At 72.9% G+C, this 25395-nt stretch carries 22 protein-coding genes and 1 CRISPR repeat array; of the genes, 16 read left to right on the top strand and 6 right to left on the bottom strand.

The features are described from left to right. Positions 1–449: 449 nt before the first annotated feature. From cas3 to H299_RS0130675, 10 genes are all read left to right on the top strand, one after another. A complete protein-coding gene (gene cas3 / locus H299_RS0130720; protein ID WP_199782531.1) occupies positions 450–3335 on the top strand; it encodes a CRISPR-associated helicase Cas3' in 2886 nt (961 codons plus the stop codon). Beyond that, positions 3325–5028, top strand: coding sequence for a type I-E CRISPR-associated protein Cse1/CasA (gene casA, locus H299_RS0130715; RefSeq protein ID WP_051263000.1), 1704 nt, complete (start codon positions 3325–3327; stop codon positions 5026–5028). Before cas3 ends, casA begins: the two co-directional genes overlap by 11 nt. Next, complete coding sequence (casB, locus tag H299_RS37110; protein WP_051262999.1) at positions 5025–5696, top strand: type I-E CRISPR-associated protein Cse2/CasB; 672 nt, start codon at positions 5025–5027, stop codon at positions 5694–5696. The genes casA and casB overlap by 4 nt, the downstream gene beginning before the upstream one ends. 45 nt (positions 5697–5741) lie before the next feature. Beyond that, complete coding sequence (cas7e, locus tag H299_RS0130705) at positions 5742–6929, top strand: type I-E CRISPR-associated protein Cas7/Cse4/CasC (protein WP_027751568.1); 1188 nt, start codon at positions 5742–5744, stop codon at positions 6927–6929. Further along, positions 6926–7672: a type I-E CRISPR-associated protein Cas5/CasD gene (gene cas5e, locus H299_RS0130700; RefSeq protein ID WP_027751567.1), complete on the top strand. Its 747-nt coding sequence runs from the start codon at positions 6926–6928 to the stop codon at positions 7670–7672. Before cas7e ends, cas5e begins: the two co-directional genes overlap by 4 nt. 3 nt (positions 7673–7675) lie before the next feature. Further along, on the top strand, positions 7676–8416 hold the full coding sequence (gene cas6e, locus H299_RS0130695; protein ID WP_027751566.1) for a type I-E CRISPR-associated protein Cas6/Cse3/CasE: 741 nt from the start codon (positions 7676–7678) through the stop codon (positions 8414–8416). Further along, positions 8413–9381, top strand: a complete 969-nt coding sequence (gene cas1e, locus H299_RS0130690; RefSeq protein WP_027751565.1) for a type I-E CRISPR-associated endonuclease Cas1e — start codon at positions 8413–8415, stop codon at positions 9379–9381. Before cas6e ends, cas1e begins: the two co-directional genes overlap by 4 nt. Continuing rightward, entirely contained in the window at positions 9378–9731 is a 354-nt protein-coding gene (gene cas2e / locus H299_RS0130685; protein WP_027751564.1) for a type I-E CRISPR-associated endoribonuclease Cas2e, read from the top strand. Before cas1e ends, cas2e begins: the two co-directional genes overlap by 4 nt. 327 nt (positions 9732–10058) lie before the next feature. Next, entirely contained in the window at positions 10059–10598 is a 540-nt protein-coding gene (locus H299_RS0130680; RefSeq protein WP_027751563.1) for an ATP-binding protein, read from the top strand. 316 nt (positions 10599–10914) lie between these two features. Further along, entirely contained in the window at positions 10915–11769 is an 855-nt protein-coding gene (locus H299_RS0130675) for a phosphotransferase (protein ID WP_027751562.1), read from the top strand. A 190-nt stretch (positions 11770–11959) separates the two neighbouring features. Next, positions 11960–12232: direct repeats of the CRISPR family, unit length 29 nt; unit sequence CTGCTCCCCGCGCACGCGGGGATGGACGC. 87 nt (positions 12233–12319) lie between these two features. Here the strand turns inward: H299_RS0130675 and H299_RS0130670 are convergent. Next, a complete protein-coding gene (locus H299_RS0130670; protein WP_027751561.1) occupies positions 12320–13471 on the bottom strand; it encodes a methyltransferase domain-containing protein in 1152 nt (383 codons plus the stop codon). A 411-nt stretch (positions 13472–13882) separates the two neighbouring features. Between H299_RS0130670 and H299_RS0130665 the strand changes: the two genes are divergently transcribed. Further along, complete coding sequence (locus H299_RS0130665; protein ID WP_027751560.1) at positions 13883–14641, top strand: SUMF1/EgtB/PvdO family nonheme iron enzyme; 759 nt, start codon at positions 13883–13885, stop codon at positions 14639–14641. Positions 14642–14680: 39 nt separating this feature from the next. On the opposite strand, the gene H299_RS0130660 is transcribed toward H299_RS0130665, so the two are convergent. Beyond that, positions 14681–15541 (bottom strand): AraC family transcriptional regulator, encoded by an 861-nt coding sequence (locus H299_RS0130660; protein WP_027751559.1) that lies wholly within the window; start codon positions 15539–15541, stop codon positions 14681–14683. A gap of 169 nt (positions 15542–15710) precedes the next feature. On the opposite strand from H299_RS0130660, the gene H299_RS0130655 reads away from it, so the two are divergent. Further along, positions 15711–16385 carry a hypothetical protein gene (locus tag H299_RS0130655; RefSeq protein WP_027751558.1) on the top strand — a complete coding sequence of 225 codons (675 nt, stop codon included), beginning with the start codon at positions 15711–15713 and terminating at the stop codon, positions 16383–16385. A 122-nt stretch (positions 16386–16507) separates the two neighbouring features. Here H299_RS0130655 and H299_RS0130650 read toward each other — a convergent pair whose 3' ends face one another. From H299_RS0130650 to H299_RS0130640, 3 genes are all read right to left on the bottom strand, one after another. Further along, the gene (locus tag H299_RS0130650; RefSeq protein ID WP_027751557.1) at positions 16508–17176 is read right to left on the bottom strand and encodes a haloacid dehalogenase type II; all 669 of its coding nucleotides are present in this window, start codon (positions 17174–17176) and stop codon (positions 16508–16510) included. Positions 17177–17367: 191 nt separating this feature from the next. Then, positions 17368–18561, bottom strand: a complete 1194-nt coding sequence (locus H299_RS0130645; protein ID WP_027751556.1) for a macrolide family glycosyltransferase — start codon at positions 18559–18561, stop codon at positions 17368–17370. A gap of 198 nt (positions 18562–18759) precedes the next feature. Then, complete coding sequence (locus H299_RS0130640) at positions 18760–19155, bottom strand: DnaJ family domain-containing protein (protein ID WP_027751555.1); 396 nt, start codon at positions 19153–19155, stop codon at positions 18760–18762. A gap of 689 nt (positions 19156–19844) precedes the next feature. On the opposite strand from H299_RS0130640, the gene H299_RS0130635 reads away from it, so the two are divergent. The 3 genes from H299_RS0130635 (at position 19845) to H299_RS0130625 (ending at position 22779) form a co-directional block, all read left to right on the top strand. After that, positions 19845–21161, top strand: a complete 1317-nt coding sequence (locus H299_RS0130635) for an outer membrane protein assembly factor BamB family protein (RefSeq protein WP_486587496.1) — start codon at positions 19845–19847, stop codon at positions 21159–21161. 228 nt (positions 21162–21389) lie between these two features. Next, the gene (locus tag H299_RS0130630) at positions 21390–21833 is read left to right on the top strand and encodes a YdeI/OmpD-associated family protein (protein ID WP_027751553.1); all 444 of its coding nucleotides are present in this window, start codon (positions 21390–21392) and stop codon (positions 21831–21833) included. A gap of 49 nt (positions 21834–21882) precedes the next feature. Beyond that, on the top strand, positions 21883–22779 hold the full coding sequence (locus H299_RS0130625) for a maleylpyruvate isomerase N-terminal domain-containing protein (RefSeq protein WP_027751552.1): 897 nt from the start codon (positions 21883–21885) through the stop codon (positions 22777–22779). Between the two features lie 106 nt (positions 22780–22885). Here the strand turns inward: H299_RS0130625 and H299_RS0130620 are convergent, their stop codons facing one another. Continuing rightward, the gene (locus H299_RS0130620) at positions 22886–23827 is read right to left on the bottom strand and encodes a cobalamin-binding protein (protein WP_027751551.1); all 942 of its coding nucleotides are present in this window, start codon (positions 23825–23827) and stop codon (positions 22886–22888) included. A gap of 85 nt (positions 23828–23912) precedes the next feature. Between H299_RS0130620 and H299_RS0130615 the strand changes: the two genes are divergently transcribed. Then, the gene (locus H299_RS0130615; protein WP_027751550.1) at positions 23913–25382 is read left to right on the top strand and encodes an acyl-CoA synthetase; all 1470 of its coding nucleotides are present in this window, start codon (positions 23913–23915) and stop codon (positions 25380–25382) included. The last annotated feature ends 13 nt before the right edge of the window (positions 25383–25395 follow it).

Raw genomic sequence — 25395 nt, 5'->3', positions numbered from 1 at the left:
TCTGCTCCCCGCGCACGCGGGGATGGACCCATGATCCGGGCCGCTGTCACCTCCGTGACGGCCTGCTCCCCGCGCACGCGGCGATGGACCCGTACCACTCGGCAAAGGTGGAACGTTACCCATCTGCTCCCCGCGCACGCGGGGATGGACCCGCTCATGCGCTGGTTGCGTGGACGGACGGGCGCTGCTCCCCGCGCACGCGGGGATGTCGGGCCGCCCTGCGCGCTCGCCCCCAACTCCCCACGCGCGCACGGCGTTCGCCCCACGACAATTTGATGTGACAAGTTTCCGGGTTTTCTGTGTGTCTTTGCCGCCACACCGATTAGATGTGCCGCATGAACGTGGAAAGCCCCGTTTGGGCCCGGTCTGGTGGGCTCTCGCGTGCCGCGCGCACCGTGTGGGCCAAGCATGAGCGGGACGCCGGCGGGTGGCTGCCGTTGTGGCGGCACATGGCCGACAGCGGGGCCGTGGCCGGGCTGTTGTGGGACGAGTGGCTGCCGTGCCAGGTGGCCCGGCTGGTAGCCGACGCGCTTCCCGGTGGGGCGGAGGACGGGCGGCGGCTGGTCGGGTGGCTCGCCGCCACGCACGACGTCGGGAAGGCGACGCCCGCGTTCGCCTGCCAGGTCGAGGAGTTGGCGCACGCCATGCGTGCGCAGGGCCTGGAGATGCCGTTGCAGAAGCAGCTGGTCAACCGGAGGCTCGCCCCGCACGGCCTCGCGGGGCAGGTGCTGATCCAGCGGTGGCTGGAGGAGCGGCACGGCTGGGCGGCTCCGGCGACCGCGCAGTTCGCGATCATCGCCGGGGGCCACCACGGCGTGCCGCCCGGGCACTCCGACCTCCACCACCTCCACGCCCACCCCGCCCTCCTGCGCACCCCGGGCAGCGAGCCCGTGTGGCAGCAGGTGCAGTGGGAACTCCTCGACGTGGCGGCCGAGGCGCACGACGTGCGCGACCGCCTCAAGGACTGGCAGGACGTCAAGCTGCCGCAGCCCGTGCAGGTGCTGCTGACCGCGCTCGTCATCGTCGCGGACTGGATCGCCAGCAACCCCGAGCTGTTCCCGTACTTCCCCGACGAGACCCGGACCGGCGCCGAGCGTGTCGAGGCGGCCTGGCACAAGCTGGCGCTACCGCGCCCGTGGCGCGCGGTGGAGCCCGAGGGGAGCGCCGACGACCTGTTCGCCGCCCGCTTCCGGTTACCGCTCGGCGCCCGGGTGCGGCCCGTGCAGGAGGCGGCCGTACGGATGGCGCGCGAGATGCCCGCCGCCGGGCTGATGGTGATCGAGGCGCCGATGGGGGAGGGGAAGACCGAGGCCGCGCTGGCGGTGGCGGAGATCTTCGCCGCGCGCTCCGGTGCGGGTGGCTGCTTCGTCGCGCTGCCCACGATGGCGACCGGCAACGCGATGTTCCCCCGGATGCTCTCCTGGCTGCGTGCCCTCCCCGACGCCCGCCCGGTGGCCCGGACCGGCGCGTACGCCGTGCATCTCGCGCATTCCAAGGCCGCGCTCAACGAGGAGTACGGCGACCTCGTGCACGCGGGCAAGTACGGGAGCGCGGTCGCGGACGTCGACCGGGACGCCGGGCACGAGGCGTCGGCCCGTAGTGGCGGCGAGCGCGCCGCACCTGCCGAACTCGTCGCGCACCAGTGGCTGACGGGCCGCAAGAAGGGCATGCTGGCGCCCTTCGTCGTCGGCACGATCGACCAGTTGCTGTTCGCCGGTCTCAAGAGCCGCCATCTCGCGCTGCGCCATCTCGCGGTCGCCGGGAAGACCGTGATCATCGACGAGGCGCACGCCTACGACGCGTACATGAACTCCTATCTGGACCGGGTGCTCTCCTGGCTCGGCGCCTACGGCGTGCCCGTCGTCGTGCTCTCCGCGACGCTTCCCGCCGGGCGCCGCCGCGAGCTGGCCGAGGCGTACGCGGGGCCCCGGGCGGCGGGGCACGAGGGAGCGTACGAGCAGCTGGCGGCGGCGGACGGCTATCCGCTGCTCGCCGCCGTGACGCCGGGAGCGGCCCCGCGGCTGGCCCTGCCGGAGGCGTCCGGGCGTGGCACCGACGTCACCGTCGAACGCCTCGGGGACGAACCGGAGGCGCTGGCCGCCGTCCTGGACGAGGCGTTGGCCGAGGGCGGCTGCGCACTCGTCATCCGCAACACCGTGGGGCGGGTGCTGGAGACCGCCGCGCACCTGCGCGCCCGGTTCGGCGCGGACCGGGTCACCGTCGCGCACGCCCGCTTCCTGGACCTGGACCGGAGCGAGAAGGACAAGGAACTGCTGGCCCACTTCGGGCCGCCGGGTGCGCCCGAGTCCGACCCCGAGTCCGCCCCCGACCCCGAAGCCGAGCCCGCCGCGAAGCCCCCGAGGCGGCGCGACGGCGGCCACATCGTCGTCGCCAGCCAGGTCGCCGAACAGTCCCTCGACATCGACTTCGACCTGCTGATCACCGACCTGTGCCCCGCCGACCTGCTCCTGCAACGCATGGGCCGGCTGCACCGCCACCAGCGCGGCGCGGGCCAGTCCGAGCGCCCGGCGCGGCTGCGTACCGCCCGCTGCTGCGTCACCGGGGTCGACTGGACGGCGACGCCGCCCCGGCCCGTCGCCGGTTCGGTCCGCGTCTACGAGGAGTTCCCGCTGCTGCGCGCCCTCGCCGTGCTGGAGCCGCACCTGACCGGCCGCGCCCCGAGCGGCACCACCGTGCGGCTGCCGGAGCACATCAGCGGCCTCGTCCAGCAGGCGTACGGGCCGGGCCCCGTCGGCCCGGACGACTGGCAGCCCGCGCTCACCAAGGCGGCGTCGGCGCATGCCGTCCGGCGGGTGAGACAGCGGGAGAAGGCCAGGACCTTCCTGCTCAACGAGGCCGGACGGGACGGCAGGCCGCTCATCGGCTGGGTCGAGGCGGGGGTGGGCGACGCCGACGACACCCGCGCGGGGCGGGCGCAGGTCCGGGACAGCCAGGAGAGCCTGGAGGTCATCGTCCTCCAACGACGTTCCACGGACGGCGCGTTGACGACCGCAGGCTGGCTCAGCCCGGACCGGAAGGGGAACCCGCGCGGTGGCCTGGAGCTGCCCACCGACGCCGTGCCCGCAAGGCGCCTCGGCCGGATCGCCGCCGCGTCCCGGCTGCGCCTCCCGTACCACTTCTCCTTCCCCAGGGAGATGGACCAGGCCATCGACGAACTGGAGCAGAACTACGTGCCCGCCTGGCAGCACAAGGACTCCGCCTGGCTCGCGGGCGAGCTGGTCCTCGTAGTGGACGAGGATTGTCAGACCTCCCTGGCAGGCTTCGACCTGAGCTACCACCCCGCTGACGGTCTTGAGGTCCAGCGTGCAGAGTGAGCAACCCGAAACCGGCCACCCCTCCCCGCCCTCCTTCGACCTGGTCACCCGGCCCTGGCTCCCCGTGCTGCGCACGGACGGTTCCGAGGCCGAGCTGTCCCTGCTGGAGGTCTTCGCGCAGGCGTCGGACGTACGGCGCCTGGTGGGCGACGTGCCCACGCAGGATTTCGCGCTGCTGCGGCTGCTGCTGGCCCTCCTGCACGACGTGCTCGACGGCCCGGAGGATGCGCAGGAGTGGGCGGAGCTGTGGCAGGAGGTTTCGGAGGGCGGCGCCCTGCCGATGGGGGCGATCGAGGCGTACCTGCGTGAGCACCGTGCGCGGTTCGACCTGCTGCACCCGGTCACGCCCTTCTTCCAGGTCGCCGGTCTGCACACGGCCAAGGGCGACCTCTCGGCGCTCGACCGCATCGTCGCGGACGTACCCAACGGCGCGCGGTTCTTCACCATGCGGGCGCGCGGCGCGCAGCGGCTGAGCTTCGCCGAGGCGGCCCGCTGGGTCGTGCACGCGCACGCCTTCGATCCGGCAGGCATCAAGTCGGGTGCGGTCGGCGACCCGAGGGTCAAGGGCGGCAAGGGTTATCCGCAGGGCGTGGGCTGGGCCGGGAGCCTGGGCGGCGTGTTCGCCGAGGACGCCACCCTGGCCCGGACGCTGCTGCTGAACCTCATCGCCTCGGACACCGACCACCTGCGTGCGGACAAGGACGACCGTCCCGCCTGGCGCAGGCCGCCGGCCGGTCCGGCCCCGCTGCCGGACGTGGAGCTGGCCGCCCGGCCCTCCGGTGTGCGCGACTTGTACACCTGGCAGTCCCGCCGCCTGCGGCTGCACCACGACACCGGCGGTGTGCACGGCGTCGTACTGGCCTACGGCGACCCGCTGGCGTCCCGCAACACGCACGACCGCGAGCCCATGACCGCCTGGCGGCGCAGCCCCGCCCAGGAGAAGAAGCTCCGCCTGGGCACGGTCTACCTGCCGCGTGAGCACGACCCGGCCCGCAGCGCCTGGCGCGGGCTGGGCGCGCTGGTGACCGGCGTGACTCCTGGCGCGGCGCAGCGTCAGGAGGCGGCGGGCACCGTACGGCCGCGCGTCCTCGACTGGGTGGCCCGGCTTACCGTCGAGCGGCACCTTCCCCAAGACCTGCTGATCCGCGCCCGGTTGGTCGGCGCCGCGTACGGGACGCAGCAGTCGGTGATCGACGAGATCGTGGACGACGGCGTGGCCATGCGCCTGGTGCTGCTGCACGCGGACGACCGCGCCCTCGGGCAGACGGCGGTGGACGCGGTCGGCCACAGCGACGCGGCGGTCCGTGCCCTGGGAGACCTGGCCGCCGATCTCGCCGACGCCGCCGGAGTCGGCCCGGAGGCCCCCCGGACGGCCGCCCGCGAGCGCGGTTACGGGGAGCTGGACGGCCCGTTCCGTGACTGGCTGGCCCAGCTGGCACCCGGCGACGACCCCGCCGCATGCGACGCCGACTGGCAACGCCAGGCCCACCGCATCCTGCGCGAGCTGGGCGCCGCACTCGTCGCGGACGCCGGAGACGCCGCCTGGCAGGGGCGGGTCATCGACACGAAGGCGGGCAAGCTCTGGCTCAACTCCTCGCGCGCCGACCTGCGTTTCCGCAGAGCGTTGAACGCCGCCCTCCCGCTCGCCCGCCCCGCGCAGCCACCGACCCCGGAAGGCACGGACCGCCCATGACCGCAGCAAGCCCTGCCCAGCGGCACCGCACCCCGCCGCTGGGGCGGACCGGCACCTTCGTCCGCGGACGCGTCCGCCAGCTCCAGAAGTCCTACCTGGCAGACCACGCTTCGGCCGTGGCCGCGCTCGCGCAGCTGCGCCGCGGCGCCGGGAAGCGCCTCCAGGACGTGCCGGAAGTGTGGGGCCTCACCTGCGACGAGACCTTCATCCCCGAGGGCACCCTGCTGGAGGACGGCCCCAGCCCGCAGGAGAGGGCCGTCCACATCGCCCTCACCCTCTACGCACTGCACCAGCAGTCCCGCAGTGAGCCCATGCACCAGGAGGGCCACGGCCTGGGCGCCGCCGTACGGCAGCTGGTGTCCGGACCGGACGTCGACGACCCGATGCGCGTACGGCTCGTCCAGGTGGGCAGCGCCCACCACATCGACGCGCTCGCCGTCCGGCTGCGCGAGCTGGTCAGCAGACTGCGGACCGACGGCGTACCGCTGGACTACGGGCTGCTGGCGGACCAGCTCGTCAGGGCCCAGCGGCCGGGCGGCATGGCCGAGGTCCGCCAGGTGTGGGGGCGCGGCTTCCACGCGCACCGCGCCAAGGCGTACTCCGGCGAGGACGACGACGGCGCGGAGCCCGGTCCGCCCGGCGACGCACCCCCGCCGACCGACGCCTGAACACACCACAGACCCGACCGACCACCCCGCCGACAAGGACGTCCCATGGGCAGCCGCACCATCCTCGATCTGCACGTGCTCCAGACCGTGCCGCCGAGCAATCTCAACCGTGACGACACCGGCGCGCCGAAGACCGCGATCTACGGCGGCGTACGGCGCTCGCGGGTCTCCAGCCAGGCATGGAAGCGCGCCACCCGGGCGTCGTTCGCGAGCCTGCTGGACCCGCAGGACCTGGGTACCCGCACCAAACGCGTGGCCGAGCTGCTCGCCGGGGCGATCCAGGAGCTGGACTCCTCCATCGGCACCGACGAGGCGCTGCTGCTGGCCGCCGAGACGCTGACCGCCGCCACGGGGTCGAAGATCGAGGTGCCCGCGCGGAAGGCGGACAAGGCGAAGAAGGAAGGCACTCCGAAGCCGCCGCCGGAGTCCTCGTACCTGATGTTCCTCAGCGCCCGGCAGCGGGACGGCCTCGCGGCGCTGGCGATCGAGGGCCGGGCGGACATCAAGGCGTTCGTCAAGGCCAAGGAGAACAAGGACCGGGCGAAGCAGATCGCGGACACCCGCCACTCGGTCGACATCGCGCTGTTCGGCCGTATGGTCGCCGACGGCGCGGACATCAACGTCGACGCGGCGGCGCAGGTCGCGCACGCCCTCAGCGTGCACGCGGTGGACAACGAGTCCGACTACTTCACCGCCGTCGACGACCGGAACACGGAGGCGGAGCCGGGTGCCGGGATGATCGGCACCGTCGAGTTCAACTCCGCCACCCTCTACCGCTACGCCGCCGTCGACGTCGACCTGCTCGGCCGCAACCTGGGTGCCGGACTGCGCGAGGACGAGCCCGCCGAGGAGCCGCTGCGGCGCGCCGTCGAGGCGTTCGTGCAGGGCTTCGTCACCTCCCTGCCCACCGGCAAGGTCAACACCTTCGCCAACCAGACGCTGCCCGACGCCGTCGTCGTCAAGCTCCGCACGGAGCGGCCCATCAGCTTCGTCGGCGCGTTCGAGGAGCCGGTCCGGTCGGAGGCGGGCAGCGGAAACCTGCGGGCCGCGAGCGAGCGCCTCGCCGCGTACGCCGCCGAGGTCGAGCGGGCGTACGGGGCGGCGGACGCCCAGACCTGGGTGGTGCGGGTCGGCGAGGGCACCGGAAAGCTCGCCGGGCTCGGCACCGAGCTGACGCTGCCCGAGCTGGTCACGGCCGTCGGCGCGGCAGCCGTACGGCAGCACGCGGCATGAGCGTCCTGACACTGCAACTGGCCGGGCCGCTCCAGGCGTGGGGCAGCGCGGGCCGCTTCGCCCGCCGCACGACGGAGCGGGCACCGACCAAGAGCGGAGTGATCGGCCTCCTCGCGGCGGCCCAGGGGCGCGACCGGCAGGCCGACGTGAGCGACCTGGCCGCGCTGCGTTTCGGCGTCCGCGTGGACCAGCGGGGCACCCGCGTACGCGACTACCAGACGGCCGTGCACCCCGACACGGGTCGGCGCATGCCGGTTTCCGAACGCTTCTACCTGGCCGACGGCGTGTTCGTGGCGGCCGTGCAGAGCGACGACGCGGCGCTGATCCGGGAGCTGCACCGCGCGGTCCGGGAGCCGGTGTACCTGCCGTACCTGGGGCGCCGGTCGTGTCCCCCGGCGCGGCCCGTGGACCTGGGCGTGCACGACGGCACTGACCTGGCCGGAGCGCTGGCGGGGGAGGAGTGGCGCGCCTCCCGCTGGCACCAACGGCGGCGTCGCCGCGAGGAGTTCGTCCAGCTGGACGTCCTGCTCGACGCCGCACCCGGCGAGGTCGCACCCCTCGACACCCAGCGCGACCAGCCGCTGAGCTTCGACCCGCTGCACCGCCGCTACGCCCTGCGGAGCGTGAGCGCGGGCAGGGTCACCGTCCGCAACCCGGCAGCTGCCCCCGGCCCGCCCGATGCCAGCCCGTCGAATCCCGTCCCGCCCGACCACGACCCGACCGCAGTGTTCGAAGGTGACTGACCGATGTACCTCACCCGGTTCCGCTTCAACACGGCCCGTGCGGGGGCCCGTCGGCTGCTCACCTCGCCCCAGACGATGCACGCGGCCGTCATGGCCTCGTTCGCCGAACCGCCGCCACAGAGCGAGGCGGGAGCGCCGCGTACGCTCTGGCGCGTCGACCACAAGGCCGACACCGACGTGCACCTCTACCTCGTCAGCCCCGCCGCACCCGACCTCACCCACCTCGTGGAGCAGGCCGGCTGGCCCACCACGGCCACCTGGCAGACGCACGACTACAGCGCCTTCCTCGGCCGCCTGACCCCCGGCCAGACCTGGGCCTTCCGGCTCACCGCCAACCCCGTGCACAGCATCCGCCGCAAGGACGGCGAGCCGACGAAACCCACCGCACACGTCACCCCGCACCACCAGACCGGCTGGCTGCTGCAACGCCAGGAGCGGGCGGGATTCCGGGTCCTGGAGCGGGGGCGGGGGCGCGAGGCCGACGCCGTCGACCGACGGCACCGGCCCGAGGGCAGCCAGTACGAACTGCTGGTGCACGGCCGCAACAGCCGCAACTTCGGGAAGACCGAACGGGCCACAGGCCGCAGGAACCGCGTCCCCCTGGTCTCCGTCACCTTCGACGGACGCCTGGAGGTCACGGACGCCGACGCGCTGCGCCGCACGCTCACGGCGGGTCTGGGGCGCGCCAAGGCCTACGGCTGCGGCCTGCTGACGCTGGCACCGGCGCCGCAGGTGTCGCCATGACGACCGTCGGCACCCGGCGCGCCGCCACACCGCGCGAGCTGACGCGGGCGGCGGACCGGCTCTCCTTCGTGTACCTCGAACGGTGCACGATACACCGGGACGCGAACGCCATCACGGCGGAGGACGGCGAAGGCGTCACCCACATCCCGTCCGCCACCCTGGGCACGCTGCTGCTCGGCCCCGGCACGCGCGTGACGCACCAGGCCATGAGCGTGCTCGGCGAATGCGGGGCAGGCGTGGTGTGGGTGGGCGAGAACGGCGTCCGCTACTACGCGGGCGGACGCTCCCTCACCCGCTCCGCCGCCCTGCTGGAGGCGCAGGCCACCCTCTGGGCCAACCGGAACACCCGGCTCCAGGTGGCCCGTGCGATGTACACCCTCCGCTTCCCCGGCGAGGACGTCTCCGGCCTCACCCGGCAGCAATTGCTCGGCAGGGAAGGCAAACGCGTCAAGGAGCACTACCGCAGGGAAGCCGAACGCGTCGGCATCCCCTGGCGCGGCCGGCGCTACACACCGGGCGACTTCGACTCCGGCGACGCGGTCAACCAGGGCGTCACCGCCGCCGCCCAGTGCATGTACGGCATCGCCCAGGCCGTCGTCGCCGCGCTGGGCTGCGCCTCCGGCCTCGGCTTCGTCCACTCGGGGCACGAGCTGGCGTTCGTCCTGGACGTCGCCGACCTGTACAAGACGGAGATCGGCATCCCCGTCGCGTTCGACGTCGCTGCCGAAAGCACGGAGGAAGTCGGCGCACGCACACGCCGGGCACTGCGCGACCGCGTCCACGAGACGCGCCTCCTCGACCGCTGCGTCACGGACATCAAGCACCTGCTGGCCCCCGGCAGCCCGGCGGACGGGGCACCTCCTGCAGACTCTGCCGACGACCTGACCGACCGCGTCACCCTCCAGTCGGACCACGGCCTTGACGTGGCCTCGGGGCGCAACTACGGGGACGGGGTGATCTGGTGACCGTGCTGGTCCTCGCCAACTGCCCGTCCGGCCTGCGGGGCTTCCTCACGCGCTGGCTGCTGGAGATCTCCCCCGGTGTCTTCATCGGCGGCCCCTCGGCCCGCATCCGCGACGTGCTCTGGGAGGAGGTCCAGCAGTACGCGGGAAACGGGCGCGCGCTGCTGGCCTACTCCACGAACAACGAGCAGGGCTTCACCTTCCGGACGTTCGACCACAAGTGGTCCCCGATCGACCACGAGGGCCTCACCCTGATCCACCGCCCCTCCTCCCCGGACCCCACGGGCTCGACTCCGGCCCCTGCCACGGGCTGGAGCAAGGCATCCAAGCGCCGCCGCTTCGGGGGGCGGTAGGTGGCCTCGTGGGTGGTTTGCGGCATTCCTGGGAAGCGATGGACGACTCTGTGCCCGGAGAGAACCCCCAGGCCATCCAGCCTGCTCCCCGGGCACGTGGGGATGGACCGGAGTGAGCCTCCGCCAACTTGAAGTCGCAGGTCAAAGGGCTGGTGTGATCGATCCTCGGGGTGCTTGTACTGGTCGTGGGTAGCTGTCCGCGTAGTAGATCGTCTGTCAGCGGTTGGGTTTCGATTTTCCGGTGCTTGAATCAGTGGGTGACGTGTGCTTGCCGACCAGTGACAGGCGTAACTCTGAAGCCCGAGCTGTTCGACGTACGATGCCGAGATGCACGCAAACAGCCCTTGGGACGCTCACGCCCTCCTCCTCAATGGCACCGTGGGCGTGGGAAAGACAACCGTTGCCGAGGCCGTGGGCGACCTTCTCGCCGATGCCGGGGTCCCTCATGCCGTCGTGGATCTCGACTGGCTGCGCAAGTCGTGGCCTGCGCTTCCCGGTGACCGTTTCAACTTCGGCATACTGCTGAGGAATCTGCAGAGCGTCACCGGTCACTATCTCGAGGCCGGAGCGAAGCGCCTCGTCCTCGCCGGTGTAGTTGAAGACCAGGACCAGAGGAAGCTACTGGCCGATGCCGTGGGTGTTGAACTCGCGGTCTGCCGGCTCCAGGCTGAGCTGTCGATCATCCACCAGCGACTGGCCCAGCGCCACGACAGCGAGCCCGAAGCACTGCAATGGCACCTGAACCGGTCCGGTGAACTGGACGGAATCCTCAGCCGGTCCGCAGTCGACGACTTCACCGTCGATGTCGGCACAGCCTCCGTCACTGACGTCGCGGTATCTGTGCTCAGGGCAGCGGGCTGGACGTGACCGTCGGACTGCAGCCGTAGTCGTCACGGAGGCTCGATCACACCCAATTTCCGGGAAGCCCCGTCAACGGCCTTCTATGATCTGCACATGCTGGATCCCGAACTGCTGGAACGGATCCGTCCGTCGCTGGCGCGACGAACTCATCGGACTGCTCGCCGCCGGGCTGCTCCCCGCACGTGCGGTATGGGCTGTTGGCCGCAGCGGCGGCCCCGCTCCTCACGTCACCCCGGCTCGCCGCTGACAACTTGGTACGGTGCCCCCGGGCTGCACCGTTCGGGGAGCGCAGCAGCGTTCAACGGTGGGGGGTCGGGCGACGATGCAGGCGTCGGAGGTCTCGCGTGCGGTGGCGGCGGCCACGTCGACCGCTTCGTCGCTCGGCTTGGCGGCCGACGACGTGATCGTCCTTCAGGACTCGAACAAGCTCAGTCTGCGCCTGCTCCCCTGTGACGTCCTGGCCCGCGTGGCGCCTGTGGCAGATCAGGTCGCACAGCTCGAGATCGACATTGCTCGACGACTCGGCGAAGCCGGAAGCCCGGTGGCCGCTTTGGACCCTCGGGTGGAGCCGCGCGTCTATGAACGTGACGGCTACGCGGTCACGCTGTGGACCTACTACGCACCTGCGGAACCCCCAGAAACGGTCCTGCCGGAGGACTACGCCCGTGCACTCAAGCGGCTGCACGTCGGCATGCGCACGCTCGACGTCCCCACGCCGCATTTCACGGACCGAGTCGAGCAGGCCCAACAACTCGTGGCAAGCCGCGCCCGTACGCCGGAGCTTGCGGATGCGGACCGGAAGCTTCTCGCCGACACGTTGAGCAGCCTGCGACGAACCATCTCCGAGCGTGGCAGCGCTGAGCAGGTCCTGCACGGCGAGCCGCACCCGGGAAATGTGCTGACCACGAAGAACGGTCTGCGATTCATAGACCTTGAGACGTGCTGCCGTGGACCCGTCGAATTCGATCTCGCCCACGCGCCGGAAGAAGTCGGCGCGCACTATCCGGGTGTGGATCGAGACTTCCTACGTGAGTGCAGGGCCCTCGTGTTGGCCATGGTCATCACTTGGCGCTGGGATCAAGACGACCAACTCCCCGGCGGGCGCCAACTCGCAGCACAGTGGCTCAACCAGCTCCGAGCAGCGCTTGATCGCGATGGGCTGGACGATCCAGCCTGATCGCGAGCTCCAGCGTCGCAGCTGGGAGCATGTCCTGCGACTCCGGTCCCAGCCGAGATCACGGCAGCGAACGACGTGTGTCTCACGGGTCTAGCCTGGCCCGATGAGCTACCCAGCGGGTGATTTGCCGCATTCTTGGGAAGTGAACGAAACCGGCCTCCCCGCCGGATAAACCCCCAGGTCATCCAGCCTGCTCCCCGCGCACGCGGGGATGGACGCAGCCCGTACTCCGGCCGCTGGGAGCTGGACTGCTGCTCCCCGCGCACGCGGGGATGGACGCGGAGAGCTAACTATGTTGTTGGCAGCGATCACCTGCTCCCCGCGCACGCGGGGATGGACGCGTATGGAGTTGGGGAGGGCTGCCCAGAAGGTTCTGCTCCCCGCGCACGCGGGGATGGACGCCACTGGGGGTTCTGGGCGTCGTCCCTGGTCATCTGCTCCCCGCGCACGCGGGGATGGACGCTCGCCCTGCCGGGCGCTGATCACCCCGGCTACCGCGAAGAGTGGCCGTAGCCGTACCCGGACACACGGAAGCGCGCGTTCGGGGGCTCTACCGCAAGGCGGTGTCGTGCCCGGCCCCGACCGGGGCAGGCGTGTCGAGCCAGAACTGCTGCCCGGTCCGGGAGACGGCCAGCCCGTGCCGGGCGGGCTCGGGTTCCCCGGCCGCACGCCAGCCCGTGTAGGCGGCGACGACTTCAGCCCATAGGTCGCGCGACCCATAGCTGGTCACCGCACCCTCCTCCTGCCACCGGCCGTAGTTGACGAGCGTCACCGAAGTGCCGGCCTGGTCCCAGAACTGGGCCTGCCGCTGATCGCCGTCACCTCGATGGGCGAAGTCGATGTCCGGCACCCGCAGTCCGACGGCGAAGTCCTGCGCCCAGCCCCCGCACATCACCTCAGCCGGATCGAGAACGGCCGCCGTCCTGCGCTTCTCGTCAGGCGGGTTGATCACGCGCTGGGGACGCTGGCCGCGAACCCACATGTAGCGGGCGGTGCCCACGAACCGGCCAGACGCTGCCCCGTCTTCGACGGTGAGGCGGGCGAGGGCGCCAGCAGCGTAGGCGGTGCCGACCGGCGTGACGATGACCGCTCCCTCCACCGCCTGCTCCACCCACGGGTACGGCACGCTACGGAGGGCGGCTGTGGCGATGATCCGGTCGTAGGGGCCGTTGCTGGCGCCGCTTTCCGTCCCGTCACCGCAAATGACCTTCGGGTGGTAGCCAGCCTCCGCCAGGTTGCCTCGTGCCCAGCCGGCCAGGTGCGGATCGACCTCGATGGTGGTCACGTTGGTGGCGCCGACTCGCTCGCAGAGCAGCGCCGCCGAATACCCGGACCCGGTTCCGATCTCCAGGACCCGCATTCCCGGCTGGAGATCGAGGCGGGTCAGGAGGTCGCACACGGTGTCGGGTGCGGAGATGGACGAGGTGAAGTCCCCGCGCGCCGCAGTATCCGGGAGTCGGTGGTCATCGAACTGGGTGATGACGCTGCGGTGAGGATGCCAGACGGCCCGCTGCCACGCCTCGGGGTCCGTGTCGCGGCTGATGACCTGGTAGAGGCCGTCGGCGCCGGGGGTTTGGGTCCAGATGCGGGCGGGCGTGAACCGGGCGCGGTCGACGGTGGTGAAGGCACGGCGGACCCAAGGGGTCCGCAGGGATGCGTCGGCGTCGAGTTCGTCGATGCAGGCCTGCCGCGGGTCAGTCATTCGCGTCGGGTTTCTTCCCGTCGGGGCTGGGAGGTTCGGGCGGCGGCGTCCACGGCTTGTCGGATGGGTCGCCTCGGTGCTTTCCGTCGGGCATCGCTCGCCTCCGTGTGGTCTCGGGGTGACGGTAGTACCGCCGTAGGGGCCGGGCTAAGGGCGCGCGGAGGGGGCACCGGAGCACCGCGCACACCGCGAGCGCGACAGCGTAGATCAGCAGGATGGTGGGCACCACGAAGGCGCCGATGAACGCCGGGAAGTCGCGGAGGATCAGCGGACGATGCTGCTCCCCGCGCACGCGGGGACGAAGGCGGCCTCGGCCCATGGTCGGGGACGGGACGGGCCCGGGGGCCGATGCGCCCGGTCTCCGTCCTGGGTGAGCATGGCCCGATTGCCGGGTGTGGTCGAAGGGGCGTCATGCGGGTTGAAGCGGTGGACTGGGTGGAGGTGCCGGCGGGGCCGGTGTGGCGGGGGACGCCCGTGGGGGAGGTGGCGGGTGTGGCGCGCCGCTATGCCGACACCGGTGTCCCCGTGGAGTGGTATGCGAAGGAGGCGCCGCGTACGGAGGTGCACGTCCCGGCCTTCCGGATCGCCCGCACCCCGGTGACCGTGGGCCGGTGGACGGACTTCGCCACCGCGACCGGACGCCCGACGCCTCAGGGGCCGCCGGATCATCCGGTGATCGGCGTCAGCTGGGCGGAGGCGGTGGCCTACTGCCGGTGGTTGGGAGGGGAGTTGGGCGATCCGGGGGTGCGGCTGCCCACGGAGGACGAGTGGGAGCGCGCCGCCCGTGGCGACGACGGCCGGGAGTTCCCCTGGGGGAACGAGTACCGGAGGGGGCTGGCCAACCTGGTGGACCTCGGCATCGGTACCACGACGCCGGTCGGCTCGTTCCCCGAAGGCGCCAGCCCGTTCGGCGTCCTGGACATGGCGGGGAACGCCGACGAGTGGACCTCCACCCGCTACGCCCCCTACCCCGGCGCTCCGCCCGAGGTGCCGCAGGTGGAGGGCTGGGCCTGCGACCCGCACGTCACCCGGGGCGGTGCCTTCCGCCATGACCGGGACCTGGCGCGCTGCGCCCGCCGCCACGGCGCGTACGAGCGGGACCTGACAGCGATCGGCGTGGGCCTGCGCCTCGCGGCGGCGCCCAGCAGAGCCGCGGCACCGCAGAGTTGACCGACTGGCAGGCAGTGCGGCCCCGGCCGCCGCGACCTGTCAGGCGCGTTCCACCGGAATCCACAGCTCCGCGTCCGCCGCCGTCCCGTCCGGCGAGAGCTGGGTGCGGAGGATCTCCGGCCCGGGCACGCTCTGGTACGGATTGGACGGGAACCACTCGACGTACACGTCCCGCCAGAGGTGCTGGAGGGCCTGCGGGAACGGCCCCGCGCTCTCGAACACCGCCCACGTCCCCGCCGGTACGTGCAGCGCGTCCATGTCCTCGGGCACGGAGCGGCCGGACACCACCCCGTGGTGGTAGTCCAGTTCGGTGCCCTCGGCCCGGCTCTCGTCCAAGTCGCTGCTGACCGTCACGATCCCGCGCGGCTCCTGGTCCGACAGCTTTTCCATACGCCGCAGGGTCTCCGGCGGGATGGCCCGTACGAACTCGACGATCGACGGGTTGAGCCCCTCGTGCACGAGCGGGACGCGCGCCCGCTTCCCCACCACCTGGAACTCCTCCTTCTCCACGATCCGGTACCTCATGCTGCTGCTCCCTTCGACGACGAGATGAAAGGACATCCGCGACTGTGCGCGCAGCGCCGCACCCGTGCGCCTGGCCGCCGAGGGTCCGACGCCGTGCTGGGCGGGGAACGCGCGGGCGAACGCCTCGCCCGAGCCGTATCCGTGGCGCACCGCGATGTCGAGCAGCGGCTCGCGCCCCGCGAGCACCTGGGCGCCCGCGAGTGTCAGCCGCCTGCGCCGGATGTACTCGGACAGCGGGATGCCCGCGAGGGCGGAGAAGACCCGCCGGAAGTGGTACTCCGACATGGCCGCGATCCGTGCCAGGTCGGCCCCCTCGATCCGCTGGTCGAGGTGCTGCTCGATGTGTTCCATGGCCTGGTTGAGCCGTTCCAGCACGCCGGCCTCCCTTCCTCGCTGAGCCCTCAACCTAGGCGCCCGCCGCACCGCCGGGCCCGACCATCGGTGCCCGTCCCGGTCGGGTGGCGCCGGTCGGGGCCGGTCGGAGCCCGTCGGGGCCGGGGAAATTCGGAGGCCCGGCGGGCGGGGCCGTTGGTACGGTCCGGCCATGTCTGAAGCCCCCGCAGCCGCCCTCCGCCCCGTCACCGCCGATGATGTCGCCCTCGCGGTGCGGCTCTCGCTCGCCACGCTCCGGGCGGAGACCCGGGAGGGCGAGGACCGGGTGGCGGGGGACTGGTCCGTGAAGGCGGGCGCCCTGGAGTGGGACTGCTGGGAGACGGTCGAGCACCTCGCCGACGACCTGATGCAGTACGCGGCGCAACTGGGGCCACAGGCACCGTCGCGCGAACGGAACCTCGCGTTCACCTGGTTCCCCAGGCGGCCGGGCGGGCCGTACAACGTGGTGCACGTCGAGCGCGAGTCGGGTGTCGCCGGGCTGCTGGAGGTGCTGGAGGCTTGCGGCGCGCTGCTGGTGGCGATGGTGCGGACGGCTCCGCCCGAGGCGCGGTCCTTCCACGTCTTCGGGGTCTCGGACCCGGAGGGCTTCGCGGCCATGGGCGTCGTGGAGACGCTGCTGCACACCCACGACATCGCCGCCGGGCTGGGGCTGCCCTGGGCTCCGCCGGACGACCTGTGCGCACGTGTCCTGCACCGGCTGTTCCCCGACGTACCGGCAGGCACCGACCCGTGGCCCACGCTGCTGTGGGCCACCGGGCGCGGTGTGCTGCCCGGCCGCCCCCGCCGCACCTCCTGGCGCTGGGACGGCACGCCGCGCGGGAGCTGAGGGGGTCGTCGGGAGAACGGCACACCGGATGTCCCGGCGCCATGCCCGCCACGGTGGGGGCGTGGTGGACGCGGCGGTGGAGAGCGCGGCCCCACCGCCACGCGACGGCGGCCCGCGTGAGGTCAGAGGCCCAGCAGGTCCACCACGCCCGCGAGGGAGGTGACCTCGTGCGCGTGGTAGTAGGGAGCGGAGGGCTCGGTTCCCCTGTTGAGGTAGACCGTGTCCCGCACGCCGAGGTCGGTCGCCGACTGGAGGTCGTAGCGCGGGCTGGACGACACGTGCATCGTCTCCTCCGGGCGGCAGCCCAGCTGCTCGTACATGAACTCGAACGCGCGCAGCCTCGGCTTGTACGCACGCGACATCTCCGCCGTGTACACCGCGTGGAAGCGTGCGCCGAGCTTCGCGGCGTTCTGCGCGGCGTGGGCGTCCGAGGCGTTGGAGACGATGACGAGGGGGAAGTGCTCGGCGAGCTTCGCGAGGGCCTCCGGGACGTCGGGGTGCGGGCCCCATCCGGGGATCTCCGCGTAGACCTTCGCGGCGTCACCCGGCCGGAACTCGACCCCGGCGCCGTGGCAGGCCCGTTCGAAGGCGCGGGTGATCACCTCTTCGTACGGGCGCCAGTCGCCCATCGCCTCGTCGAGCTGGTAGCAGCCGAACAGGTGGAGGAAGGTCTCCAGCCGCTCGGGCGGGGCCACGTCCGCGACCACCGCTTCGGCGGCGGCTTTGATGGCGAAGTCGGTCAGGGTGCCGTACATGTCGAAGGTGAGGTACTGGGGAGCGGCGCCGTTCAACGGAATCTCCTGGGGAAGGTGGCTGCTCCGGCCCGCTGCGGCGGGCCGGAGCAGGGTGGCTGCTGGCCACAACCGTAGCGACCTGCGCGGGATTCCCCGGCAGGTCGCGGGCGGGTGCGGGGCGGCCGGACCACGGCCGCCCCGCACCGGTGTGCCTCAGCGGCGCAGCACCTCAGCAGCCGCGCGTCACCTCAGCCGCGCAGCGCCTCCTCGATCAGGTCGGCGGCGCGCGGCGCCCCGCCCTCCGCACGGGCCTGCGCGCGCAGGCCGTCCGACCGGCGGGCGACCTCCGGGTCGGAGGTCAGCTCGGTCAGCGCCGAACGCAGGGCCTCCGCCGTCGCGTCGGCTGTGTCGAGCCGGCGGGCCACGCCCAGCTCCACGAGTTTGTCGGCGTTGGCGAACTGCTCGGCGGCCTGCGGGACGGCGATCATCGGCACCCCGGTGAACAGGCCCTCGGAGCTGCCGCCCATGCCCGCGTGCGTGACGAACGCGTCGGCCTGCTCCAGGATCGCCAACTGCGGTACCCAGGAGTGGACTTCCACGCCCGGCGGGAGATCCCCGAGCACCGCCGGGTCGGTGTACTTGCCGATCTGGAGCACCAGGTGCCAGCCCGGCAGCCCGCCGAACGCGGCCAGGCACCGGCGGTAGAACTCCGGCTGCCGGGTGCTCGCCGAGCCCAGCGAGACCAGGAGTACGCGCTCGGCGCCGGCGGGCCGCGTCCAGCCGCCCTGGTCCGCGCGCTCGCCCAGGCAGGGGCCGACGAAGGTCACCACCTCCGGGTCGACCAGGTCCGCGTAAGGCTGCATGGCGCGCGGGATCATGGCGAGGGCGCGCGCGGGGTGCCCGGCGAACGTGTCGACGTCCGTGGTGGTGGCCCCGCAGCGGGCGAGCCAGTCGGCGAACTTCCCGAGGTGGGCGTCGGCTCCGGGCAGCGCCTTGAGCTGCGCGCCCACCTCCTCCTGGTAACCCTTCCAGGCCACGTAGGTGGGGGAGAGCTGGACGGTGGGCCTGCCCTGCGCCTCGGCGAGGGCGCGCGCGGCGTAGGACCCGATGTCGTACAGGTACAGGTCGGCGGGGTCGTCGTCGTAGAGCGCCCGCAGCTGCGGCAGGGCCTGGATCTGGTCGTCGAGGAAGACGTCCATCGCGGCGATCGGGTCCTGCGGCCAGTCGTTGTCCGCGACGGGCAGCGTGGACGCGTACGGCCGGAACTCGGCGCCGGTGGGGGCGATCAGCTCGGCCACAGCCGGGTCGTTGGCGTACGTCACCCGGTGGCCGCGGGAGACCAGCGTGCGGATGATCTCCAGGCTGGGGAGGGTGTGGCTGACGGCCGGGATGCCGATCATGGCGATATGGGCGCGGGCGGCTGAGGTGCCGTGGCGGGACATGTGCGATCACTTCTTCTCAGGTCTGTGGCGAAAAGGGACACGACGGCCCGGCACCCGGGCGCATGGCGGCGCCGGGGTGCGGGCGGGGAGGGCGGGGCGGAAGCGCCGCCCGCAGGCCGCGTCAGCCGTAGATCTGGAGGAAACTCATGAGTGGGAGGCTAGTCCTTCGGGGAGAGGGAGGGCCACCGGATTTCGCGCTCACCGGCGGCGGCGCCACTCCTCGATGATCGGCTCGGGGTCGAGGGGGGAGAGGTTGAGCGGCGGGCCGGGCGCGGGGTGCCGGAGGGCCTCGCGGATCTTGTCGTTGAGGTCGGCCACGATCCGCCGCGCCCGCGCCTCGGACGGCGCGCTGACCGCCTCGGCCACGGTGTCCTGCGCCTCCTTGCGCAGGGCGAGCGCGGGCGGCAGGTAGGAGAGGCCTTCGCGCTCCATCTTCTCCTTGACCCACCACAGTTCGTCGTACGGTTTGTCGAGGCCGGGCAGCGGCTTGCCCGCGCCGGGCAGGTCGTCCAGCTCGCCGCGTTCGGCCGCTTCGCGGATCTGGCGGTCGGCCCAGCTCTCGAAGCTGAGGCCGGGCGGTTTGCGCTCGGTCACGGAAGTCTCCCTCGGAGTGCGCGGGTCCCGCCGTCCGCGGGTCTGGTGCGGCACGGGCCCGGATGGTCGCCTGCTTTGATGATACCGGCGTACCATAAAAATAGGCAGGTTCTCCTCGCCGCACCCCGGCCCGGGAAAGCGCCTGACCCTCCGTCAGTTGACGCAGGCCGGCGCCCCCCCCGCACTGCACTGCGTAAGGATGGCGCCCATGGCCACCGCACCCGTGCCGATCCCTGTCGATCAACTTCGGCGTGCCTCGGACGTGGCGCTTCGGCACATGGAAGCGTCAGCCGGGGCCACCGTGACGCTCAAGGAACGAGATCCGCGCGATCGGCCAGGACGTTCCCTGAAAGGGCTGCCGCCGTGCCGCGCCCGTAACGGCGGTCGCTCATGTACCGACCTGGGAGGAACCCTGTATGACCCCCGTGCCGACAGTCCGACGCGTGTTCGGCGACGGTCCCTTCGCCGAGATCGGAGAACCCTCTCCGGCCGTCGTTGACGAGCGCTCGCGGACGGTCGCGGTGGGTGGGGACCTCGGACACGTCCAGTGGAGTGGCAGTGGGACCGCGGACTCCCGGTGGACGGGGTACCGGATCGGTGTCTATGAGCAGAGCGGGCTGCGGTGCCGGCACCTGGTGCGCTCTTGGTACCCGGTCCGGGCTCTCGCCTTCCACCCCGTTCTTCCCCTGTTGGCCGCTGGTACGGGGCGCTACGACGGCGGCTACTCGTTCGCAGGTGAGCTGCTGCTGATCCACCTGGACTCCGGCGAGGTGGTGTCCGCCCTGGAGGACCCGCGGGAAGTGCTCGGCGTGGAATGGCGCAGCGAGAGGGCACTGCGTCTGGTCCTGGCTCCGTGCGACGACTGGGAGAACCCGCAGGCACACGAGCAGGGTCATGCGGTCGATGTGGCTCGCCCGGACTGGGGTGCCGTCGGGCGGGGGGAGATCGGTGCCGAGGAGCTGGCCGCCCCTGCGGAACCGGTCGTCCGGGAGAACCGCAGCGGTCAGGCCCGCCGAATCCTCGCGGACCTCGCGACCTCGGCTGGCCGACGGTGGTCCGTACGCCGCCGGGTGTGGGCTGTCGAAGGAATGGAGGACGGCCGCGTGCTGGCCGCTTTGGACGGGGTCCTGGCGGAGTCGTGGCTGCCGTCAGGAGACCTGCAATGGGCGGTCGAGGACGAGGAAGGGGGCCGGCAGCTGCTTCTGGCCTCCGACGGCACATCGGTCTGGACCAACGCCGAACGTCGCAGTCGCCACAGGGGAAGTCGCTGGGGGCCGTCCGCTCCCCGGGTCGCCCGGATCGCCGTCGAGAGGGGGCAGGTGCTGGAGACCTTGAGCCCGGAGGTGTTCACGGTTCTCGTCGCAGGCGGCCGGAAGACGATCCTCCGGCCGTTGGACGACCGCCGCAAGCCTCCCGCACGGTTGATGATGTGCGACCTCGACGGTCCGGTGGAGGGGCCGGAGGTCGGCCACTTCGACCTGTTCAACCACCCCTTCGCCGTCCGCCGCGCGAGCCGCCCGTACGTCCTTGTCGGCACTGACCCGGACGAGCCGCACAAGGACAAGTGGGTCACCGCCCTGGACGCCGACGGGACGTTGCGGCGGCTCTTCCCGCACTCCTGGGTGCCGGAAGAGCATCATTTCGGGGGGCCCGCGGTCGAGATCGGGCAGTCCCTGGTCCATGCGGGAGCCGTCCACCACGGTCACGGGCTCCAGCCCGGTGGCGCCTACGTCGTGCGGCGGTCCCTGAGCGGCTCGGTGTGGTGGCAGTACCGCACCGATCATCCTGCCACCGCCCTCGACGCAAGTGGGGACACGGTCTACGTGGCCTACAACTCCGGAGCCCTGGCCGCACTGGACGCTGCCGACGGCTCGCTACGGTGGCACACCGACCTCGAGGTCGACGGAGCACCGACCACCGCACTGTCCCTCGCTGTGGCACCCCGGGGAAACTTGCTCATCGGGACCGTCGACGGCCGAATCCTGGAGTGCCGTCCTCGGCCGTGACCCGCCTCGTTCCTCGTATTTCCATGGTTCACCGCGATGGCGGCGGCGCGCAGGCTCTACGGCGCGACGGCCAGCGCCTCCGCGTGCGCGACCGCGCCTCGAGTGCGGCCCGCCGGACCGCACCGACACCCCAGGCGCCGCGCGGCGCAGGCGGGTGCTTGAGAGGGCGCAACCGGCGTGGCAGCATGCGGAGTTCGGCACAGGGGGCAGGGCGAGGGGAGAGGTGACATGGCGTTCCGGGCGACCGTCGAACCAGCGGGCAACGCCACGGGGGTGCGGGTACCGGCCGAGGTCGTCGAGGGCCTCGGCGCGGGCAAGCAGCCCCGCGTGGTCATCACGATCAACGGGCACACCTGGCGCAGCCGCGTCGCGTCCACGGGCGGATACCACCTGGTCGGCATCAGCGCGGCGAACCGCGCGGCCAGCGGGATCGCCGAGGGCGACGAGGTGGAGGTGTCCCTGGAGGCCGACACCGAGCCGCGCGTGGTGGTCGAGCCGCCCGAGCTGACGGCCGCCCTGGACGCCGACCCGGAGGCGCGCGCGGCGTACGACAAGCTGGCCTACACGCACCGGCGGCGGCACGTGCTCTCCATCGAGGGGGCGAAGACCGCGGAGACGCGGGCGCGGCGCGTGGCGAAGACGCTCGAGGCGCTCCGGACGGGCGGGCGGTAGCTCCTCACGGCTCTCGTACGGGTGTGCGCACGTGGTTTACCGTGACGCAATGAGACTCCTGAGCCATGACCGCTACTGTGCCGAAATCCTCGTGCAGACCGATCAGTTGAGGCTCCGTGTCGCCGATGCGGACCTGACGGCCCCGGTGCCTTCCTGCCCCGGCTGGGACCTCGGCAGACTCGTGCGGCACCTCGGCGGCGCCCACCGCTGGATCGAGACGGCGGTACGGACCCAGGGGACCCGCTTACTGATCGAGGAGGACCCCTACGGCGCCGCCGGGCCGGGCGGGCCCGACAGCCCCGGTGCCAAGGACCCGGCCGTGCTGGGAGAGTGGCTCGCCGAAGGGGCCGGGATGCTGGTGGAGAGCCTGCGGGCGGCCGGGCCCGAGGGCTCGGTGTGGACGGTCGTGCCGGGGCATGCCGAGTCGTCCTGGGCGCGCCGCATGCTGCACGACACGCTCCTGCACCGCGCCGACGCCGAACTGGCCCTCGGGGTGCGGTGCGAGGTGGCGCCGGACCTGGCCGCCGACGCGATCGAGGAGTGGCTGGAGCTGGCTTCGCTGCCGCCCCTGCTCGCCGCGGAACCGGCCCTGGCGGAACAGGTGCTCGCGGAGCTGCTGGGCCCCGGCCGTACGCTGCGGCTGCGCGGCGACGGGGGCATTGCGGGCGGCGCGGCGGGCGGCGCGGGCGCCGTCCCGGAAGCCGCCACCGGCGCCGCGGCGGCCGACTGGCTGGTCGACCTGACCGGCGACGCGCCCCGCTGGCACCGGCTCGGCGAAGGCGCCGCCCCGGCGGAGGCCGCCGTCACGGTGCACGGAGCGCCGGCCGAACTGCTGCTCCTGGTCTACGGACGCCGCTCGGTGCGCGAGGACGCCTTCCGGCTCAGCGGCGACGCCGCGCTCTTCGACGACTGGCGGGTTCGGGCCGGGTCCTGGCACCGCGGCTGACCCGCCCGGGGCCTCCCCGGCGGCGCGCCCGCGCCTTCGCGGCGGCCCCGTCCGTCCCCTCGTGCCCGCCCCGGCCCTCGCTGCGCCCGCCGCTCCCTGGGGGCCGTCAGCCTTCGGGCGGCAGCACCCGGCGGGCCTCCCCCTCCCCTACGGGCTCCGCGGCGCACACCCCGTGCAGCACGCCGGCCAGGATCTCCGCGCCCCGCACCACCCGGGGCCCCGGCCGGTTGAAGTAGGCCGGACCGTCCAGGACCCACACCTCGCCGCGCTGTACGGCGGGCAGTTGCGCCCAGCCGGGCAGCGCGGTGAGCAGCTCCCATTCGCGCAGTGTGCGGTCCGGGGCGAAGCCGCAGGGCATCAGCAGCAGTACGTCCGGCGCGGCGGCGCGCACTGCCTCCCAGGCCACCGGCCCGGTGTGCTCGCCGGCCGCCGCCAGCAGCGGGTCCCCGCCCGCGTACCGGATCTGCTCGGGCACCCAGTGACCGGCGGGCCACAGTGGGTCGAGCCACTCCAGGGCCGCCACCCGTGGCCGCGGGCGGCCGGTGGCGAGCCGCTGCGAGGTCAGCTGCCGTACGGCCGCGAGCCGTTCGCGCAGCAGGGTGCGGCGGGCCAGCGCCGTACCGCGCGCGCCGAGCAGCTCGCCCACCTGGACCAGGCAGTCCAGCACGTCGTCCAGGGTGTGCGGCTCCAGGCTGAGCACGCGGGGGCCGCCGTCCAGCATCCGTACGGCGTGCGAGACCGAACGGTAGGAGACCGCGCACACGTCGCACAGGTCCTGGGTCAGGATGACCTCGGGCGCGAGCGCGGCGAGCAGCTCGGTGTCCAGGGGGTAGAGCGTCGAGCCGGTGTGCGCGGCACCGCCGACGGCGTCGGAGATCTCGCGGCTGCCCAGCGCGTCCTGGTCCAGCCCGGCGGCGGTGACCACGGGCACCGCGCCGACCGCGTCCGGCGGCCAGTCGCACTCGTGGGTGCGGCCCACCAGATCACCGGCCAGGCCGAGTTCGGCAACGATGTCGGTGGCCGCCGGAAGCAGGGAGACGATGCGCATGCCCAGACCCTACGGGGCGGCGGGGCGCCGTACGGGGGCGACGTGATAGCTGTGGGCCGTCCGACGAACAAGGGAGAATCCCGGCGTGTCCACACTCTTCCCGGCGCTGGCCGCAGGCTCGGACCGGACGGCCCTGCGCTTCGGCGACCGCGCCCTCACCCACGCCGAACTCGCCGCCGCCGCAGGAGCCCTGGCGTCCTCGCTCACGGGCGGCGGCCGTACGGGCGCCGGTGCCGCCGCCGTGCCCCGGGTCGCGGTCTGGGCCACGCCCGGCCTGGAGACCGCCGTCGCCGTGGTGGCGGCGCTGCTGGCGGGCGTACCCGCCGTGCCGCTCAACCCCAGGACCGGCGCGCGCGAACTGGCGCACATCCTGGCCGACAGCGCCCCGTCGCTGGTCCTGGCCGCCCCCGGCGACGCGCTGCCGCCCGCGCTGGCCGCGCTGCCCCGCATCGACGTGGACGCCACCGCACGGGCGCCGGCCGCGCTCCCCGCGGAGCCGGCGGGCGAGACCCCGGCACTGATCGTCTACACCTCGGGCACCACCGGGCCGCCCAAGGGCGCGGTGCTGCCCCGGCGCGCGATCAGCGCCACCCTCGACGCGCTCGCGGACGCCTGGCGGTGGACCGCGCAGGACGTGCTCGTCCACGCCCTGCCGCTCTTCCACGTACACGGGCTGATCCTCGGCGTCCTGGGGCCGCTGCGGCGCGGCGGCACCGTGCACCGCCTGGACGGCTTCAGCACCGACGGCGTGGCCCGTGCGCTCGCGGCGGGCGGGACGATGCTCTTCGGCGTACCGACGATGTACCACCGCCTCGCCGAAGCCCTGGCACACGATCCCGCGCTGGCCGAGGCGCTCGCGGGCGCGCGGCTGCTGGTCTCCGGCTCGGCCGCGCTGCCCGTCCACGACCACACCCGCATCACGGCCGCCACGGGGCGCGGCGTCATCGAGCGCTACGGGATGACGGAGACCCTCATGAACACCAGCGTCCGCGCCGACGGGGAGCCGCGCCCGGGCACGGTCGGCGTCCCCCTCCAAGGGGTGGCGCTGCGGCTGGTGGACGACGCGGGACGCGAGGTCTCCGAGCCGGACGCGGTCGGCGAGATCCAGGTGCGCGGCCCGAACCTCTTCCTGGAGTACCTCAACCGGCCCGACGCGACCGCCGCGGCCTTCGACCACGGATGGTTTTGCACCGGCGACATGGCGACCCGGGACACCGACGGCTACGTGCGCATCGTCGGCCGCCGCGCCACCGACCTCATCAAGAGCGGCGGTTACAAGATCGGTGCGGGGGAGATCGAGAACGCCCTGCTGGAACACCCCGGCGTACGGGAGGCCGCGGTCACCGGGCAGGCCGACGAGGATCTGGGGGAGCGGATCGTCGCCTGGATCGTCCCCGCGGACCCCGAGGCGCCCCCCGGCCTGGCGGAGCTGGCGGACCACGTGTCCGGGCAACTCGCCCCGCACAAGCGCCCGCGCGTCCTGCGCGTCCTGGCGGAGCTGCCCCGGAACGACATGGGCAAGATCATGAAACGCGCGCTCACCGACGGGCGGTGACCCTCCCGCCGGG

It is taken from the genome of Streptomyces sp. CNH287 (assembly GCF_000424825.1).
This window is presented reverse-complemented; position numbering and strand designations above follow the sequence as displayed.